This is a genomic window from Oscillibacter acetigenes (assembly GCF_025567605.1).
Taxonomy (GTDB): Bacteria; Bacillota; Clostridia; order Oscillospirales; family Oscillospiraceae; genus Oscillibacter; species Oscillibacter welbionis.
On the sequence record NZ_JAOQKG010000004.1, the window covers coordinates 130,860 to 148,148 of the forward strand.

Below are 17,289 nucleotides of genomic sequence, written 5' to 3' on the forward strand. Positions count from 1 at the left end.
GGGGAACCGCTTATAATTCAAGGGAATAACAACCCCGGACAGACCGCCTCCAGCGGTGTGGGGGCCTGAAACTTCATGGAAGGATCTGTGCCGGCGGCACAGGGGAAACGGTTATGAAAACGGAAGAGAAACTCAATCTGACGATGCTCTGCGATTTTTATGAGCTGACTATGGGCAACGGCTATTTCCGGGCAGGGCTCCAGGATCGGATCACCTATTTCGATGTGTTTTTCCGCAACGTGCCGGACAACGGCGGGTTCGCGGTCTGCGCGGGTCTGGAACAGTTGGTCCAGTATATTCAGAACCTGCACTTCGACGAGGAGGACATCGCCTTCCTGCGGGACAAGCACCTGTTCTCCGAGGATTTCTTGAGCTACCTGCGGGACTTCCGTTTCACAGGCGACATCTGGGCGGTGCCGGAGGGGACGCCTATCTTCCCCCGGGAGCCGGTGGTGACGGTCCGGGCGCCGGCCATCCAGGCCCAGCTGATCGAGACCTTCACCCTGCTGACCATCAACCACCAGAGCCTGATCGCCACCAAGGCCAACCGGATCGTCCGGGCGGCCCAGGGGCGAACGGTGCTGGAGTTCGGCTCCCGCCGGGCCCAGGGCACGGACGGCGCCATCTCCGGAGCCCGGGCGGCTTATATCGGCGGCTGCGCAGGCACCGCCTGCACGATCTCCGACCAGCTGTACGGCGTACCTGCCGGCGGCACCATGGCCCATTCCTGGGTCCAGATGTTCGACAGCCAGTATGAGGCATTCAAGACCTACTGCCAGATCTATCCCCACAATGCCACGCTGTTGGTGGATACCTACAATGTGCTCAAGTCCGGTGTGCCGGATGCCATCCGGGCCTTTGATGAGGTGCTGAAGCCCCTGGGCATCCGCAAGTGCGGCATCCGTCTGGACTCCGGCGACATGGCCTATCTGACCCAGGAGGCCCGCCGCAAGCTGGACGCCGCCGGCTGGACCGAGTGCCAGATCTCCGCCTCCAACTCCCTGGACGAGTATATTATTCAGGACCTGCTGCTGCAGGGCGCCAAGATCGATGTGTTCGGTGTGGGTGAGCGGATGATCACTGCCCGCAGCGAGCCGGTGTTCGGCGGTGTGTACAAGCTGGCGGCTGTGGAAGATGGAGACGGGAAGATCATCCCCAAGATCAAGGTCAGCGAAAACCTGGACAAGATCACCATTCCCCACTTCAAGAAGACCTATCGGATCTTTGACAACGCCACCGGCAAGGCGGAGGCGGACTACATCACCGTCTGGGACGAGACGGTGGACGAGAGCGCCCCACTGGAGCTCTTCGATCCCAGGGCCACCTGGAAGCGCAAGACCTATACGAACTTTACCGCAAAGCCCCTTCAGGTCCCGGTCTTTCAGGGAGGAGAGCTGGTCTATCAGCTGCCCGCCCTGCCGGAGATCCAGGCCTACTGCCGTGCCCAGGTGGATACCCTGTGGGACACGGTGAAGCGGTTCGAGAACCCTCACACCTACTATGTGGATCTGAGTCAGAAGCTGTTCGACATCAAGCAGGATCTGCTCTGCCGGAGCAGATGACCCAACAGCCCCGCCCTCCGGCGGGGCTGTTTGTTCACAGAATATTGGTTGCGGAGTGCTGGGTATTTCGGTATAATAATAAGATAAGCGGTCGAAGCTGAGAGAGAAGGAGGTGGACCGCACCATGCGAAAAAGAAGTCTGCCCCAGCCGGAAGAGCGGACGGAACGGCGGATCTCCGCCGCCACCAGCCTGTCCATCTGCGCACTGACGGTGATTGCCCAGATCGTGCTGACGCTGGCGCTGACCCAGTTGCTGGCGGAAAAGATCAGCTACGTCTATTTCATTCTGGAGCTGGCTGGCGCCGTGGTGGCGATCTGGGTGTATCTGCGCCCCGGCAGCCCCTCCTATAAGCTGGTGTGGATGTGCCTGCTGCTGGCCCTGCCGGTGGCCGGTATGATTCTTTTCCTTCTGTGGGGCGGGAGCCATCAGGCCAAAAGCCTGAGTCTGCGGAAGGTCGCCCCTCCGGTGGAGCGGGAGAGCGCCCGCCAGGCCAGCGCCGCCAATGTGGCCCACCTGAGCCGCCGCTCCCCGGCCTGGGGACGGCTGGCCTCCTATTTGCAGTCGCGGGACTTCCTGCTGTACGGCGGCTCACAGGCCCGGTATTTCGCGGAGGGAGCCGATTTCTTCGATGACCTGGTGCTCCACCTCCAGAGAGCGGAGATCTACATCTTCCTGGAGTATTACATCCTGGCGGAGGGCCAGATCTGGGACCGGATCTTCCATGTGCTGCGGGAGCGGGCCGCCGCCGGTGTGGAGGTGCGGATCATCTTCGACGACTTCGGCAACCTCACCCGCTTTTCCGACGCCTCCCTACAGGCCCTGCAGGACGCCGGCGTGGAGGTGGAGGTGTTCAATCCAGTCCACCGCTACGTGAATCGGATTTACTTCAACTACCGGGACCACCGGAAGATCGCCGTCATTGACGGGGTGCACGCCTACACCGGAGGCATCAATATTGCCGATGAATACGCCAACCTCTTTGTCCGGTTCGGCCACTGGAAGGATACCGGCGTCCGGATCGACGGTGCCGGGGCCTGGGGCTTTGCCTCCCAGTTCATTCAGATGTGGAAGATGATCGGCCGCTCCCTGCCCAATGAGGACGACTACTACCGTCCCCGGGTGGAGATCGAGGGCACCGGCTGGTGCCAGCCCTTCACGGACGGTCCGCTGAACAATCCGGACAATCCCATCGAGGACACCTACCTCCAGCTGATCGCCTCCGCCCAGAAGATGCTGTATATCACCACGCCCTATTACGCGGTGGAGGAGTCCATGCAGAAGGCCCTGTGCATCGCCGCCGACGCAGGGGTGGACGTGCGGCTGGTGGTACCCGCCATCCCGGACAAGAAATATGTCTATATGGTGGCGGAGACCTACTGGGGTGAGCTGCTGGCCCACGGCGTCAAGATTTACCGCTATACCCCCGGCTTCGTCCACGCCAAGAGCGTCATGGTAGACCGGGAGGTGGCCCTGGTGGGCAGCACCAACATGGACTACCGGACGTTCCAGCTGCACTACGAATGTGCCGTGCTCCTCTATCACATGCCCGCGGTGGAAGACCTGCTGGAGGATATGGACCGGATGGTGGCCCAGAGCGCGCCCTATACGCTGGCGGAGTGGAATCAGCGGTCTTGGCTGCGCAAAATGTGCGCCTCTCTGCTGCGGCTGGTGGCTATCTGGTTCTGACGCGGCCGCTCTCATTTTGCTTTAGGAGGTCCCCATGTCCCGCGAATTGACACCACAGGAGGCTGCGGAGCGCAGCCTCATCAAAAAATACCGCAAGGAGCTCTGGAACCCCTTCATTGCCGCCGTCAAGCGGTATGAGCTGATCGCTCCCGGAGACCGGATCGCCGTCTGTATCTCCGGGGGAAAGGACTCCATGGTGCTGGCCAAGCTGATGCAGGAGCTCCAGCGCCACACAGAACAGCCCTTTGAGCTGGTTTTTCTGGTGATGGATCCGGGCTACGCCCCGGCCAACCGGGCGCTGATCGAGGAGAACGCTGCCCGCCTGGGCATCCCCATCACCGTGTTCCGGAGCGATATTTTCGACGTTGCCTATCAGGTGGAGAAGAACCCCTGCTACTTATGCGCCCGGATGCGCCGGGGCTTTCTGTACAGCAAGGCTCAGGAGCTGGGCTGCAACAAGATCGCCCTGGGGCACCATCTCTCCGACGTGCTGGAGACCACGCTGCTGGGCCTGTTTTACGGTGCCCAGCTCCAGACCATGCCCCCCAAGCTCCGCAGCAGAAATTTCCCAGGCATGGAATTGATCCGTCCGCTGTATTGTGTCCATGAGGACGCCATCATTGCCTGGAAGAACTACAATGGGTTGCGGTTTCTCCAGTGCGCCTGCCGCTTCACAGAGGAGCGGGACGGTGCGGCCGACGGTGTGGGCGAGAGCAAGCGGCAGGAGATGAAGCTCCTGCTGCGGGAGCTGAAAAAGACCAATCCAAACATTGAGAAGAGCATGTTCCGGGCCATCCACGGCGTCCAGCTGGACACATTTCCGGGCTTCAAATTCCGGGGCAGGGCGTTCGCGTTTCCGGAGGCCTACAACCTGCGGGGCGCCTCCTCTGCGGAGGATGAAGCGGCGCTTTGATACAGAGGAGGTGCGCAGATGAATTACTATCGCTGTGAGAACCCGGACTGCGGGTTTCTGGCAGAGGAGGAACCGGATGTCTGCCCCCAGTGCGGGGGCACCTTTTTCCTCTCTGTGGACGAAGAGGAGCTGACGGGGCCCGACTGGGTGCAGCTGGGCAACCGGGCCGTGGATGAGGAGCGGCCGACGGACGCGCTGGCCTGCTACCAACAGGCGGCGGCCCTGGATGATATGCTGGGTGTGACGAACCTGGGGTGGTGCCTGGAGGCGGGGATCGGCGTGCCTGCAGACCCCCGGCAGGCGGTGGTGCTGTACGCCCAGGCCGCCGCCCGGGACTATATGCCCGCTCTGACGAACCTGGGGTACTGCTATGCCCATGGCATCGGTGTGGCGCGGGATGATTCCAAAGCGGTGGAGTGCTTCCGAAAGGGGGCGGAAAACGGCTTTCCCAGGGCCCAGTTCCTGCTGGGAGAGGCATATTCCCGCGGCCTGGGAGTGGAGCAGAGCGACAAGGAGGCCGCCCGCTGGTATCAGTCCGCCGCGTGGCTGGGTTATCCCGCGGCGCAGACCGAACTGGGGCGTTGCCTGGAGTTCGGCACCGGCCTGCCCCAGAGTATCGAGCAGGCGGTGAAATGGTACCGCGCTGCGGCGGAGAACGGCAACGCGCCGGGCCAATGCTGCCTGGGGTTCTTGTATGAGAGCGGCCAGGGCGTGGAGCAGAACTGGGAGGAGGCGGTGCGGTGGTACCGCGCTGCTGCGGAGCAGGACTATCCTCGGGCCTTGTGCAACCTGGCTTGGTGCTATGAGCATAGCAAGGGCGTGGAGCAGGACTACCCGGAGGCGGCCCGGCTGTATCTCCGCGCTGCGGAGCAGGACTATCCTCGGGGACAGCTGTGTATGGGCTTCTGCTGTGAGCGGGGCCGGGGTGTCCCGCTGGATCCGTCGGCTGCCGCGGATTGGTACCGGAAGGCGGCCGAGCAGGAGGACGAGGACGCCCAGTGCTGCCTGGGGTTTCTGTACGAGAGCGGCCAGGGGGTGGAGCAGAGCTGGGAGGAGGCGGTGCGGTGGTACCGTGCCGCCGCGGAACAGGGCCTGCCCCGTGCCCAGTGCAATCTGGCATGGTGCTATGAATACGGCAAGGGCGTCCCCCAGGATTTGGGAGAGAGCTACCGTCTGTACCGGAAAGCGGCCGAGCAGGGGGATGCCAGAGGACTTTTCTGCGTGGCCCGCTGCTTTGACTATGGCCGCGGTGTGACGCAGAACAGCACGGAGGCAGTGGCCTGGTATCAAAAAGCGGCGGACGCGGGCTCCGCGGCGGCCATGTGCGACCTGGGCGTGTGCTATGAACGCGGTGAGGGCGTGGAGCGGGACCTGAGCAGGGCTGTGAGCCTGTATCGCCAGGCAGCCGAGGCGGGCAATGCCGCCGGGCAGTGCAATCTGGGATTCCTGTATGAGAGCGGCGAGGGCGTGGAGCAGAGCTGGGAGGAGGCGGTGCGGTGGTACCGCGCTGCTGCGGAGCAGGGGATGCCCCGTGCCCAGTGCAACCTGGCCTGGTGCTATGAGTACGGCAAGGGCGTGGAGCAGAACTGGAAGCGGGCTGTCCACTGGTACCGACAGGCGGCGGACCAGGAGGACCCCCGGGGGATGTTCTGCATGGGCATCTGCTGCAAATACGGCCGCGGCGTGGAACAGAACTGGGAAGAGGCGGTCCACTGGTATCGCAGGGCGGTGGATGCCGGTTCCGCGGCGGCCATGTGCAACCTGGGCGTGTGCTACGAGCGGGGCGAAGGCGTGGAGCGGGATGCCGCGGAGGCAGCCCGGCTGTACCGACAGGCGGCGGAGCGGGAGGACGCGGCCGCCCAGTGCAACCTGGGATATCTGTATGAGACCGGAGAGGGTGTAGAACAGAACTGGCAAGAGGCTGTCCGCTGGTATCAGGCGGCGGCGGAGCAGGGCTACCCCCGTGCCCAGTGCAACCTGGGCGTCTGCTGGGAGTTCGGCCACGGCGTGGCGAAGGACCCGGCCAAGGCAGCCGATTTGTACCGGCAGGCTGCAGAGGGCGGCGACCGGGTGGCCGCCTGCAACCTGGGATATCTGTACGAGACCGGTGTCGGCGTGGCCCAGAGCTGGGCAGATGCGGTGAAGTGGTACCGCCAGGCAGTGGAGGAGTCCGAGCCCCGTGCCCAGTATAATCTGGCCTGGTGCTATGAGCACGGCAAAGGCGTGCCCCGGGATCTGAGGCAGGCGAGAGAACTCTATCAGGCCGCAGCGAAGCAAGGGTATGCGGGCGCCCAGGAGGCAGCGGACCGTATGGAGAAAGATGGGAGCAGGCGACGGGGCGGCGGATTCCTCCGGGGCTTTCTGGACGGCCTGCGGGGCCAGTGAACGGTCTTACATAGTGGCGGGCGCGGGATCGGGATTCCGCGCCCGCTTGAAAAAACATGTGGAAAAAAATAAAAAAGGGGGTTGACAAAATCACGCTTTTCTGTATAATAATATCTGTTCGCTGCGGAGTGAACACAACTTCATAGCGGGTTTGTGTAAGGGTAGCACAGCAGACTCTGACTCTGTATGTGAGGGTTCGAATCCTTCACCCGCTGCCAGATGAGAAAACCTCGGAACTGCAATGGTTCCGAGGTTTTCTTTGCTCTCTCAGCGTGTTTGCTGAATTTTAAGACATCTGTTTTGGGCGCCTATGAATGCTTTTCGCGCTGTGCGCAATGAAAGAACAAGGAAACTGTACCCACGCTGCCGCACATAAAGCCGCTCCTGCGGAAGGTCAGCCTTACTCCGCTGTGTTTTCAGCATCCGGAGATACCGAACCAGGTGTTTCGTCCGATTTTATGCTGCATATCGGCCTGTTGAGGCTGGTATGCGGCATTTCCTTTTATCAGGTCGATTAGCCTACGCTCCCGGAAGGAATGTCATGGAACGGGCTCCCGACATATAGAATGCCGAGGGGACGTTCCTCCAGAAGAAGATCGTCCTACAAAGGTGGCCAATATGGATCACATCGGCTGCGGCGGTTCCCTGAAGATTACGCTGGCCCTGACAGCCGCTCGGCAGCATGGTGGGGGCGATGTGCAACCAGCGCAATTTCAGGGCCCGCTTTATTACCCACAATATTGACACTGATTAGCGATGCTGTGAGTTCGCTGTGACGCCCTGAGCTCTCTGACCGCCGCTCACCTGGGCGGCAGTGCATAGCCGCAACCTGAAGCGGATCGCCCCAGGCGGCTGATACTGCGATGAATATGACGGCACAAGGCTTTCAACCGCGGAGGACTGAATTACAGCCCTTTTACAGGTAAAGATCTGGAAGTTATTGTACCACAGGCTTTTTGGTTTTCCGCTTCGTTGCCGCTGCCTCGGGCACCCGGGAAGAGAGATGTGGTATTTTCCGCCACGGCTGGCTACAGATAGTTCTGGTTTATACAGGAAACGTTTATGGAAAATATTGTAAAATACTAATGAGTGAATAAAGAAAAATGTACTTTTTACACAATAGGGCTTCCCAAGAATATGTTTTTTTGCTACAATCAAACTGGAAAGATCGCATGGGGCGGAACGGCCATCGAAAGATGCCGTCCGCCGGATACAGCGAAAGCGAGATTGCTGCGGAGGCCGGCAGAGGGCCGGCGGAGAGGGGGAGAAAAAAACGCAGCGGAACGTGAACGGCTGTTAGAGGTGGTATGAGGACAGACGCGGGAGCGGAGAGGTATTTCCGTTCCTGTCTGGTGATATGAACGGGCCTGTGTGCCCACGGCTTTCAAAATTTTGATTGGAGGAAAAAGCCATGAACGCATATCTCACCAGCGTGATCGAGAACGTGAAGAAGAAGCACAGCAACGAGCCGGAATTCGTGCAGACGGTGGAGGAGGTGTTCTCCTCTCTGGAGCCGGTGATTGAGAAGCACCCGGAGTATGAGAAGGTGGACCTGCTGAACCGGATGGTGGAGCCGGAGCGGATGTTCACCTTCCGGGTGTCCTGGGAGGATGACCGGGGCCAGTGGCACACGAACATCGGCTACCGGTGCCAGTTCAACGGCGCGCTGGGGCCCTACAAGGGCGGCCTGCGGTTCCAGGCCAACGTGTATCCCGGCATCATCAAATTCCTGGGCTTTGAGCAGATCTTCAAGAACTCCCTGACGGGCCTGCCCATCGGCGGCGGCAAGGGCGGCGCGGACTTCGACCCGGCGGGGAAGTCGGACGCGGAGATCATGCGGTTCTGCCAGGCGTACATGCAGGCGCTGTACCGGTACATCGGGCCGGATGTGGACGTGCCCGCCGGGGACATGGGCGTGGGCGGCCGGGAGATCGGGTATCTCTTCGGCGAGTACCGGCGGCTGAAGGGGGCCTGGGAGAACGGTGTGCTGACGGGCAAGGGGTTCTCTTACGGCGGCAGCCTGATCCGGCCGGAGGCCACGGGCTACGGCGCGGTATACTATCTCCAGAACGTGCTGGAGCACGAGGGAGAGCGGATCGCGGGCAAGACCATCGCCTGCGCGGGCTTCGGCAACGTGACCTGGGGCATCTGTAAGAAGGCCACGCAGCTGGGGGCCAAGGTGGTGACATTGTCCGGCCCGGACGGATATATCTATGATCCGGACGGCGTAGCCACGGAGGAGAAGATCGCGTATCTGGTGGAGATGCGCTCCAGCGGCCGCAACCGGGTACAGGACTATGCGGAGAAGTTCGGCGTGGAATTCTTCCCCGGTGAGAAGCCCTGGGGCGTGAAGGCGGATGTGGTGATGCCCTCGGCCATGCAGAACGACGTGCACATGGAGCAGGCGAAGCAGATCGCGGCCAACGGCGTGAAGTACTACATTGAGGTGGCGAACATGCCCACCACCAACGACGCGCTGCGGTTCTTGATGGAGCAGCCCGGGATGATCGTGGCGCCCAGCAAGGCGGTGAACGCAGGCGGCGTGGCCACCAGCGCACTGGAGATGGCGCAGAACAGTGAGCGGCTGGTGTGGACGGCGGAAGAGGTGGACGCGCAGCTGCACCGGATCATGAACACCATCTACCAGATGAGCGTGGACGCGGCCGCGGAGTACGGCTTGGGCTACAACCTGGTGGCAGGCGCCAACATCGCCGGCTTCAAGCGGGTGGCTGAGGCCATGATGGAGCAGGGCGTATTCTGATACAGACGCATAAGCACATATCGGAAACAGAGCACACAAGCGCGGGATCCGCCGGCAAGTGCGGATCCCGCGTGTTTTTTATCATCCGAATCAATGAGGGGAGAATTTATGGAGCAGAATCTGGACCGGGCGGAGGCGATCATCGACGCCTACGGCTGCGATCAGTCGAACCTGATCGCGATCATGCAGGAGATCCAAGGGGAGTATAAGTACCTGAGCGAGGGAGCGCTGACCCTGATCGCGGAAAAGCTGGGCATCAGCACGGCAAAGGTGTACAGCGTGGCCACTTTCTATGAGAATTTCTCGTTGGAGGCCAAGGGCCGGCACATCATCAAGGTATGCACCGGCACGGCCTGCCACGTGCGCAAATCCGGACCCATTTATGACAGCCTGCGGGACGCTTTGGGTCTGACCGGAAAGCGGAAGACCTCCGCGGACGGCCTGTTTACCCTGGAGACCGTGGCCTGCTTGGGCGCTTGCGGACTGGCACCGGTCATGACCATTGACGGAGAGGTCCACGCCAAGATGACGCCGGAAGATGCGCTGGCGCTGGTGGAGGATATCCGCAGAAAGGAGGCGGCCACCGCATGAGACAGGTAAAGATGACGCGGGACAGCTTCCACGTGTTCCAGGCTAACGCCCGCAACGCCCTGAAGCAGAGCGAGCAGGTGCCCTCTATCCTGATCTGCGCCGGCACCGGCTGCATCGCCGGCGGCGCCATGAAGATCTATGACAATTTGAAGACGGAGTGTGAAAAACGGGGTCTGCCGGTCTACGTGGGCCTCAAACACGACACGGACGCGGAGAAGAGCCTCCATGTAAAGATGAGCGGCTGCCACGGCTTCTGCGAGATGGGGCCTCTGGTCCACATCGAGCCTATGGGCGTCATGTACATCCATGTGAAGCCGGAGGACTGCCATGAGATTCTGGAGAAGACCGTGCTGGGCGGCGAGATCATCGACCGGCTGGTGTATCACCTGGACGGCGTAGCCTACCCCCGGCAGGAGGACATCCCCTTCTACAAGAAGCAGCATCGGGTGGTGCTGGAGAACTGCGGCAGCAGCGATGCCGAGGACATTGAGGAGTACATCGCCAAGGGCGGTTACGCCGGTTTTGAAAAGGCCCTCTTTGAGATGACGGATGAGGAGATCTGCCGGTCCATCATCGACTCCGGCCTCCGGGGCCGCGGAGGTGGAGGCTTCCCCGCGGGCCAGAAGTGGGACGGTGCCCGGAAACAGAAGTCAGAGAAAAAATACATCGTCTGCAACGGCGACGAGGGCGATCCCGGTGCGTTCATGGACCGCTCCATTATGGAGGGTAACCCCCACAGCGTGCTGGAGGGCATGATGATCGCCGGCCGCGCCGTGGGCAGCGACGAGGGGTATATTTATGTCCGGGCGGAGTATCCGCTGGCCGTGAGCCGGCTGAAAGCGGCCATCGCCAAGGCGGAGGAGTACGGTCTTCTGGGCGATCACGTCATGGGCACAGACTTCTCCTTCCGGATCCATGTAAACATGGGCGCCGGCGCCTTCGTCTGCGGCGAGGGCAGTGCCCTGACAGCTTCCATCGAGGGCAACCGGGGCATGCCTCGGGTCAAGCCGCCCCGGACCATCGAGCACGGTCTCTGGGCCGAGCCCACGGTGCTGAACAATGTGGAGACTTTTGCCAACGTGCCCCTCATCATCCGCAAGGGCGTGGACTGGTACCGCTCCATCGGCACCAAGACCAGCCCCGGCACCAAGGCCTTCGCGCTGACAGGCAACGTGGTGAATACCGGCCTCATTGAGGTACCCATGGGAACCACTATCCGGGAGGTGGTGTTTGACATCGGCGGCGGCATCCGGGGCGGCAAGAAGTTCAAGGCCGTTCAGATCGGCGGCCCCTCCGGCGGCGCCACCACCGCCAGCCGCGAGCACCTGGACCTGCCCCTGGACTTCGACAGTCTGAAGAGCATCGGCGCCATGATCGGCTCCGGCGGCTTGGTGGTCATGGACGAGGACACCTGCATGGTGGAGACGGCCCGGTTCTTCATGGAGTTTACACAGAAGGAGTCCTGCGGCAAGTGCGTCCCCTGCCGGGAGGGCACCAAGCGGATGCTGGAGATCCTGGACCGGATCATCGACAACAAGGGCACACTGGAGGATCTGGACCTGCTGGAGGAGCTGGCGGACACCATCAGTAAGACAGCCCTGTGCGGCCTGGGGCAGAGCGCCTGCAAGCCCGTCCAGAGCACGCTGAAGTATTTCCGGGATGAATATCTGGCCCATGTAGTGGACCACCACTGTCCCATCTGCAACAAGGAAAAACCCCACCCCACCATCGACCCGGAGAAATGCAAGGGCTGCGGCAAGTGCCGGAAGAACTGCCCCATGGAGGCCATCACCGGCGCGGCCAAGCAGGTCCACGTCATCGATCCGGAGAAGTGCATCAACTGCGGCGCCTGTGTGACCAATTGTCCCTTCGGCGCCATCGCGGCCAGTAAGTGAGGAGGGGAGTACCATGGCAAAGGGAATTATGTACATTGACGGCCAGCGGGTGCCCTTCGACGGGGAGAAAAACGTCCTGGCTGTGATCCGGAAGGCCGGCATCGATATGCCCACCTTCTGCTATTATTCGGAACTGTCTGTTTACGGCGCCTGCCGGATGTGCGTGGTGGAGGACGAGCGGGGCAAGATCGACGCCTCCTGCTCCATGGAGCCCCGGGATGGCATGGTGATCCGCACCAATACCGCCCGGCTCTTAAAGCACCGGCGGATGATCCTGGAGCTGATGCTGTCCTCTCACTGCCGGGACTGCACCACCTGCGAAAAGAATGGCAGCTGCCGCCTGCAGGAGCTGGCCCTGCGCTTCGGCGTGCGGCACGTCCGCTTCAAGGACACCCGGCCCCACTATGAGATCGACACCTCCTCTCCGGCCATCGTCCGGGATCCCAACAAGTGCATCCTCTGCGGCGACTGCATCCGGGTGTGCGAGGAGATGCAGGGCATGGGTATCCTGAACTTCGCCCACCGGGGCAGCGACCTGGTGGTGTGCCCGGCCTTTGACCGCAAGCTCGGAGAGACCAACTGCATCAGCTGCGGCCAGTGCGCAGCCGCCTGCCCCACCGGCGCCATCACCATCTTTAACGAGATCGGCCGGGGGTGGCGGGCCCTCCACGACCCGAAGAAGCGGGTGGTGTTCCAGATCGCCCCGGCGGTCCGGGTGGCGGTGGGCGAGGCCTTCGGCCTGGAGCCCGGCGTCAATGCCATCAACAAGCTGGTGTCCGCCCTGAAGATGATGGGCGCCGACGAGGTGTACGACACCACCTTTGGCGCAGACCTGACCGTCATGGAGGAGGCGGACGAGTTCCTGGAGCGGCTGAAAAAAGGCGGCCCCTTCCCCATGTTCACCAGCTGCTGCCCGGCATGGGTGAAGTATGTGGAGGAGGAGCGGCCCCACTTCCTGAAGAACATCTCCACCTGCAAGTCTCCCATGGAGATGTTCGCGGCGGTGCTGAAGGATCAGTACGCCAGGAAGGACGAAGAGGACGGCCGCACCACCTACCACATCGCCATCATGCCCTGTACCGCCAAGAAAATGGAGGCCAAGCGGCCGGAGTTCCAGCATGACGGAAAACCGGATGTGGATCTGGTGCTGACTACGCAGGAGATCATCATGATGATCAAGGAGTCCGGCATCCGTTTCGCAGAGCTGGAGGGGGAGTCCCCGGACCTGCCCTTCGGCATGGGCACCGGGGCGGCTACCATCTTCGGCACCACCGGCGGCGTGGCGGAGGCCGTGGCCCGGCGGGTAGTGGAGGACAAGTCCAAGAACACCCTGCAGGCCATCCAGTTCTCCGGCATCCGGGGCAGCGAGACCATCCGGGCGGTGACGCTGCCGGTGGGGGACCGGGCGCTGCGGATCGCGGTGGTCCACGGCCTGGTGAACGCACAGAAGCTGCTGGACGATATCGAGAGCGGTCAGGAGTACTTCGACCTGGTGGAAGTCATGACCTGCAAGACCGGCTGCGTAGGCGGCGCTGGCCAGCCCTACGGGCTGATCCCGGTGAAGCAGCAGCGGGCAGAGGGCCTCTATGAGGCGGACCGCACCGCCCTCATCAAGCGGTCTGAGCGGAACCCCATCGTTACAAAGCTCCTGGAGGGAGCGATGAAGGGCCGCACCCATCAGCTGCTCCATGTGGAGTACAAGCGTCCGGACAAGGCGTAAGGATATCTTCCAAAGGGAAGCCCCTCCCAGGCGGGAGGGGCTTCCGCCCGGTACGGCGGCTTCCCCCGGCGGAAGCCGAAAAATTTTCCTTGCGTTTCGAGCGGAATTTGGGTATCGTAGAGAAAGAGCGCGAAGGGAGGATGCAGCATGATCCTGATGGCCTGTGTGGACGGCCGGAACGGCATGGCCTTCAACTGCCGCCGGCAGAGCCGGGACCGGGCGGTGCGGGCGGACCTGCTGGCAGAGGTCGGGGAGGCCTGCCTCTGGGTGAGTGGGGCCACGGCTCGCCAGTTCCCGGCGGAGGAGCAGAGCCGCCTTTGTGTGGACGAGTCGTTTTTGGAAAAGGCGGGGCCAGGGGAGCCCTGCTTTGTGGAGGACCGCTCTGTGGCGCCCTTTGCCGGGCGTGTGGAGCGGGTGGTGCTGTACCGCTGGGACCGGGCCTATCCGGCGGACCTTTACTGGGACCTGTCCCTGGAGGGCTGGACTCTGGCCCGGCGGGAGGAGTTCCCCGGCTTCTCCCACGAGATCATTACAAAGGAAGTCTATATCCCATGAATCGAACCCGCATTTCCCTGACGGCGGCGCTGCTGTCCTTGTGCCTGCTCCTCTCCGGCTGCATGATGCCCCCGGCGGAGGGCACCGTCACCTCCTTTTCTCTGGAGGATATTCCCGCCTGGTCCGGGGAGCCCTACGTGGCCGTCGATGGCAACCAGCCGGATTTTCCGGAGGAGGACATGACCTCTGTGTCCTTTGAGACGTACAGTGAGTTGGACACTCTGGGCCGTTGCGGCGTAGCCTATGCCAACGTGGGACAGGATCTGATGCCCACAGAGGACCGGGAGAGCATCAGTTCCGTCACACCCTCCGGCTGGATCAACCGGGAGTACGACGGGGAGTACCTGTACAACCGCTGTCACCTGATCGGCTTTCAGCTCACCGGAGAGAACGCCAACGAGGAAAATCTCATCACCGGCACCCGCTATATGAATGTGGACGGGATGCTGCCCTTTGAAAATCTGGTGGCGGACTATGTAAAGGAGACGGACAACCACGTCCTCTACCGGGTGACCCCGGTGTTCGAGGGTCAGAACCTGGTAGCCAGCGGTGTCCAGATGGAGGCTTGGTCTGTGGAGGACGAGGGGGAAGGCGTCTGCTTCAATGTCTATGTGTACAACGTCCAGCCCGGCATCACCATCGACTACGCCACCGGCGAGAGCTGGCAGGAGGGAGCGGAGCCGCAAAGCGGCGAGACCACGTACATCCTCAATACCAACAGCCACAAATTTCACGACCCGGACTGTTCCAGCGTGTCCGGCATGAGCACCGCCAACCGGCAGGAGTATACCGGCAGCCGGGAGGATCTGATCGCCCAGGGCTATACGCCCTGCGGCCAATGCAACCCATAAGCCGAAGCCGCCCGGGGATTCGCCCCCGGGCGGCTTTTTCAAATGTTCAACAGCAGCAGTTCACCGGCCGGACACAGTCGGCGGTGATCTGGGGCGGACAGCTCCGGGTCATGGCGCCGCTGAACTCGATGCAGACCTGCTGGCCCACCCGGAAGCAGCAGGCGTTGTCTGTATGGACCAGGACCTGCTGGCAGTTCTCGTGGTCGCAGACGCACAGTTCGCAGGGGCAGACCCGCAGGACGGTGGCGCACATGGTGACTGCGCTGGAAGTGCTTTCCATTTCAATTGCCTCCTCGACTCGTGATACACTTCATTCTATTCCCGGCGGAGGAAAGGGTGCCGGGGCAGGGAGCCGCCGGGGTTGTGCTTTCCTGCCGGACGTGGTAGAATAGCCGCAGAGCGGCGATTTCGCATTTCACCTGCGCCGGGTTCCCCACACCTGTGAGAGACCTGCAAAGCAAACGGACCCGGACCGCGACCCCAGCCTGAAAAGGAGCTGTGTCATGTACGACGAACTGACGGAAGTGGACATCAAAAAGATGCAGGAGGAGATCAACTACCGGACCCGGGTCCTGCGTCCTCAGCTGATCGAGGAGGTGCAGACGGCCCGGGCCTTCGGCGACCTCAGCGAGAACTACGAGTACAAGTGCGCCAAGCAGGCCAAGAACCGCAACGACAGCCGCATCCGCTACCTGGAGCGGATGATCCGCACTGCCAAGGTCATCGAGGTGAAGGACCAGGGTGACCGAGCGGGATTGTTCGACAAGGTCACGATCTACAACGAGCTGGCGAAGCAGGAGATGACGCTGCAGATCGTCACCACCTTGCGGCAGGATGCCTTAAAGGGCCTCATCAGCAAGGAGTCCCCTGTGGGAAAGGCTCTGCTGGGCCGTCAGGTGGGAGACCGGATCCAGGTGGAGGTGAGTCCGGAGGTGAAATACTGGGTGGAGATCCGGGCCATCGAGAAGGGCCGGGACGACGAGAGCCTGGAGATCAGCAGCTACTGAGCAGACAGATCAAAAGAAGGAGAGAGCATCATGTTGTTTTTGTGGTACCCCAAGTGCACCACCTGCCAGAAGGCGAAAGCCTTTCTGGACGAGCGGGGCGTCTCTTACGAGGCCCGGGATATTAAGCTGGAAAATCCTACGGCGGAGGAGCTGCGGGGCTGGTGGGAGAAGAGCGGAATGCCCCTGAAGAAGTTCTTCAACACCAGCGGCCTCCAGTACAAGGCTCTGGGCCTGAAGGACAAGCTGCCGGAGATGAGCGAGGAGGAGCAGCTGGCCCTGCTGGCCACCGACGGGATGCTGGTAAAGCGGCCCATTCTGGTGGGGGAGGACTTCGTCCGCACCGGCTTCCGCCAGGCGGAGTGGGAGACGGCACTGGGATGATCCAGCGGTACGACTTCGCCCCGCTGGATGGTATCACCAAGGTGGTGTTCCGGCAGGTGTACCACCGGATGTTCGGCGGGGCGGACCGGTATTTCATCCCGTTTTTCTCCCCTACGGATCAGCATATCCTGACCAAGCGGGATCAACGGGAGCTGGACCCGGCGGCCAACGCAGGGCTTCCTGTGGTGCCCCAGGTGATGACCTGCCGGGCACCGGACTTTCTGTGGGCGGCGGAGATCGTGGCAGACATGGGCTATACGGAGGTGAATCTGAACCTGGGCTGTCCCTCTGGCACCGTCACCGCCAAGGGCAAGGGTGCGGGCTTTCTGGCAAAGCCGGAGGAGCTGGAGCGGTTCTTTGACGAGGTATTCGCCGCCGTGAAGCTGCCGGTGTCCATCAAGACCCGGCTGGGGGTGAAGGAGCCGGAGGAGTTCGAGCGGCTGCTGGACATTTACAACCGTTATCCCATCGCCTGCCTCACCATCCACCCCCGGGTGCAGAAGCAGTTCTACAAGGGGACCGTGCACCGGGACTGGTTCGCCTGGGCGGCGGAGCGCAGCCGGAATCCCCTGTGCTACAACGGGGATCTGGTGACCGTGGAGGACTGCACAGTCTTTGCGGTGGACTTTCCTGCCATCGACGCGGTGATGATCGGCCGAGGGGCCATCGCGGACCCGGCCCTGCTGCGGAAGCTCCGGGGCGGCGTCCCCACCACCCGGCAGGAGCTCCAGACCTTCACCCGGACGCTGTATCAGTCCTACCAGGACTTCTATGGCCAGGTGGGCCCGGCGGCCCAGCGGATGAAGGAGGTCTGGTTCTTCCTGATCCACCTGTTCGAGGGCGGCGAACGCCATGACAAGAAAATGCGCCGCCTTCGGACGCCGGGGGAGTACGAGGCGGTGGAGGCATCCATTTTCCAGGAGCTGCCTCTGCGGGACCACGCGGCAGGGGCCTTCGGGTGAGGACAGCGTCCCCCAAAAG

14 protein-coding genes and 1 tRNA gene are annotated in these 17,289 nt (G+C 62.2%); 14 read left to right on the forward strand and 1 reads right to left on the reverse strand.

Features of this window, described 5'->3' with window-relative positions; translation table 11 throughout:
- Positions 1 to 113 precede the first annotated feature (113 nt).
- The 11 genes from OCV80_RS09445 (at position 114) to OCV80_RS09495 (ending at position 14,920) form a co-directional block, all read left to right on the forward strand.
- Positions 114 to 1,562, forward strand: a complete 1,449-nt coding sequence (locus tag OCV80_RS09445; protein WP_021750935.1) for a nicotinate phosphoribosyltransferase — start codon at positions 114 to 116, stop codon at positions 1,560 to 1,562.
- 124 nt (positions 1,563 to 1,686) lie between these two features.
- Entirely contained in the window at positions 1,687 to 3,249 is a 1,563-nt protein-coding gene (gene cls / locus OCV80_RS09450; protein ID WP_119311316.1) for a cardiolipin synthase, read from the forward strand.
- A 34-nt stretch (positions 3,250 to 3,283) separates the two neighbouring features.
- On the forward strand, positions 3,284 to 4,162 hold the full coding sequence (locus OCV80_RS09455; protein ID WP_021750933.1) for a tRNA lysidine(34) synthetase: 879 nt from the start codon (positions 3,284 to 3,286) through the stop codon (positions 4,160 to 4,162).
- Positions 4,163 to 4,180: 18 nt separating this feature from the next.
- Complete coding sequence (locus tag OCV80_RS09460; protein WP_267288379.1) at positions 4,181 to 6,547, forward strand: SEL1-like repeat protein; 2,367 nt, start codon at positions 4,181 to 4,183, stop codon at positions 6,545 to 6,547.
- 144 nt (positions 6,548 to 6,691) lie between these two features.
- Positions 6,692 to 6,765 (forward strand) — tRNA-Gln (locus OCV80_RS09465).
- Between the two features lie 1,193 nt (positions 6,766 to 7,958).
- On the forward strand, positions 7,959 to 9,308 hold the full coding sequence (gene gdhA / locus OCV80_RS09470) for an NADP-specific glutamate dehydrogenase (protein ID WP_119311314.1): 1,350 nt from the start codon (positions 7,959 to 7,961) through the stop codon (positions 9,306 to 9,308).
- Between the two features lie 108 nt (positions 9,309 to 9,416).
- Positions 9,417 to 9,899 (forward strand): NADH-quinone oxidoreductase subunit NuoE family protein, encoded by a 483-nt coding sequence (locus tag OCV80_RS09475; protein WP_025545751.1) that lies wholly within the window; start codon positions 9,417 to 9,419, stop codon positions 9,897 to 9,899.
- 11 nt (positions 9,900 to 9,910) lie between these two features.
- Positions 9,911 to 11,794 (forward strand): (2Fe-2S) ferredoxin domain-containing protein, encoded by a 1,884-nt coding sequence (locus OCV80_RS09480; protein ID WP_119311925.1) that lies wholly within the window; start codon positions 9,911 to 9,913, stop codon positions 11,792 to 11,794.
- A gap of 13 nt (positions 11,795 to 11,807) precedes the next feature.
- A complete protein-coding gene (locus OCV80_RS09485) occupies positions 11,808 to 13,514 on the forward strand; it encodes a [FeFe] hydrogenase, group A (protein WP_119311313.1) in 1,707 nt (568 codons plus the stop codon).
- A gap of 147 nt (positions 13,515 to 13,661) precedes the next feature.
- Positions 13,662 to 14,069, forward strand: coding sequence for a ribonuclease Z (locus OCV80_RS09490; protein ID WP_119311312.1), 408 nt, complete (start codon positions 13,662 to 13,664; stop codon positions 14,067 to 14,069).
- The gene (locus OCV80_RS09495; RefSeq protein ID WP_021750920.1) at positions 14,066 to 14,920 is read left to right on the forward strand and encodes a DNA/RNA non-specific endonuclease; all 855 of its coding nucleotides are present in this window, start codon (positions 14,066 to 14,068) and stop codon (positions 14,918 to 14,920) included. The genes OCV80_RS09490 and OCV80_RS09495 overlap by 4 nt, the downstream gene beginning before the upstream one ends.
- Positions 14,921 to 14,966: 46 nt before the next feature.
- Here OCV80_RS09495 and OCV80_RS09500 read toward each other — a convergent pair whose 3' ends face one another.
- Positions 14,967 to 15,200: a hypothetical protein gene (locus tag OCV80_RS09500; protein WP_021750919.1), complete on the reverse strand. Its 234-nt coding sequence runs from the start codon at positions 15,198 to 15,200 to the stop codon at positions 14,967 to 14,969.
- A gap of 223 nt (positions 15,201 to 15,423) precedes the next feature.
- Between OCV80_RS09500 and OCV80_RS09505 the strand changes: the two genes are divergently transcribed.
- From OCV80_RS09505 to OCV80_RS09515, 3 genes are read left to right on the forward strand one after another with little or no spacing between them, the layout of a single operon-like run.
- Positions 15,424 to 15,927, forward strand: coding sequence for a GreA/GreB family elongation factor (locus OCV80_RS09505; protein ID WP_025544457.1), 504 nt, complete (start codon positions 15,424 to 15,426; stop codon positions 15,925 to 15,927).
- A gap of 30 nt (positions 15,928 to 15,957) precedes the next feature.
- Positions 15,958 to 16,308: an arsenate reductase family protein gene (locus tag OCV80_RS09510; protein ID WP_021750916.1), complete on the forward strand. Its 351-nt coding sequence runs from the start codon at positions 15,958 to 15,960 to the stop codon at positions 16,306 to 16,308.
- Positions 16,305 to 17,270, forward strand: coding sequence for a tRNA dihydrouridine synthase (locus OCV80_RS09515; protein WP_136890767.1), 966 nt, complete (start codon positions 16,305 to 16,307; stop codon positions 17,268 to 17,270). The genes OCV80_RS09510 and OCV80_RS09515 overlap by 4 nt, the downstream gene beginning before the upstream one ends.
- Positions 17,271 to 17,289 lie beyond the last annotated feature (19 nt).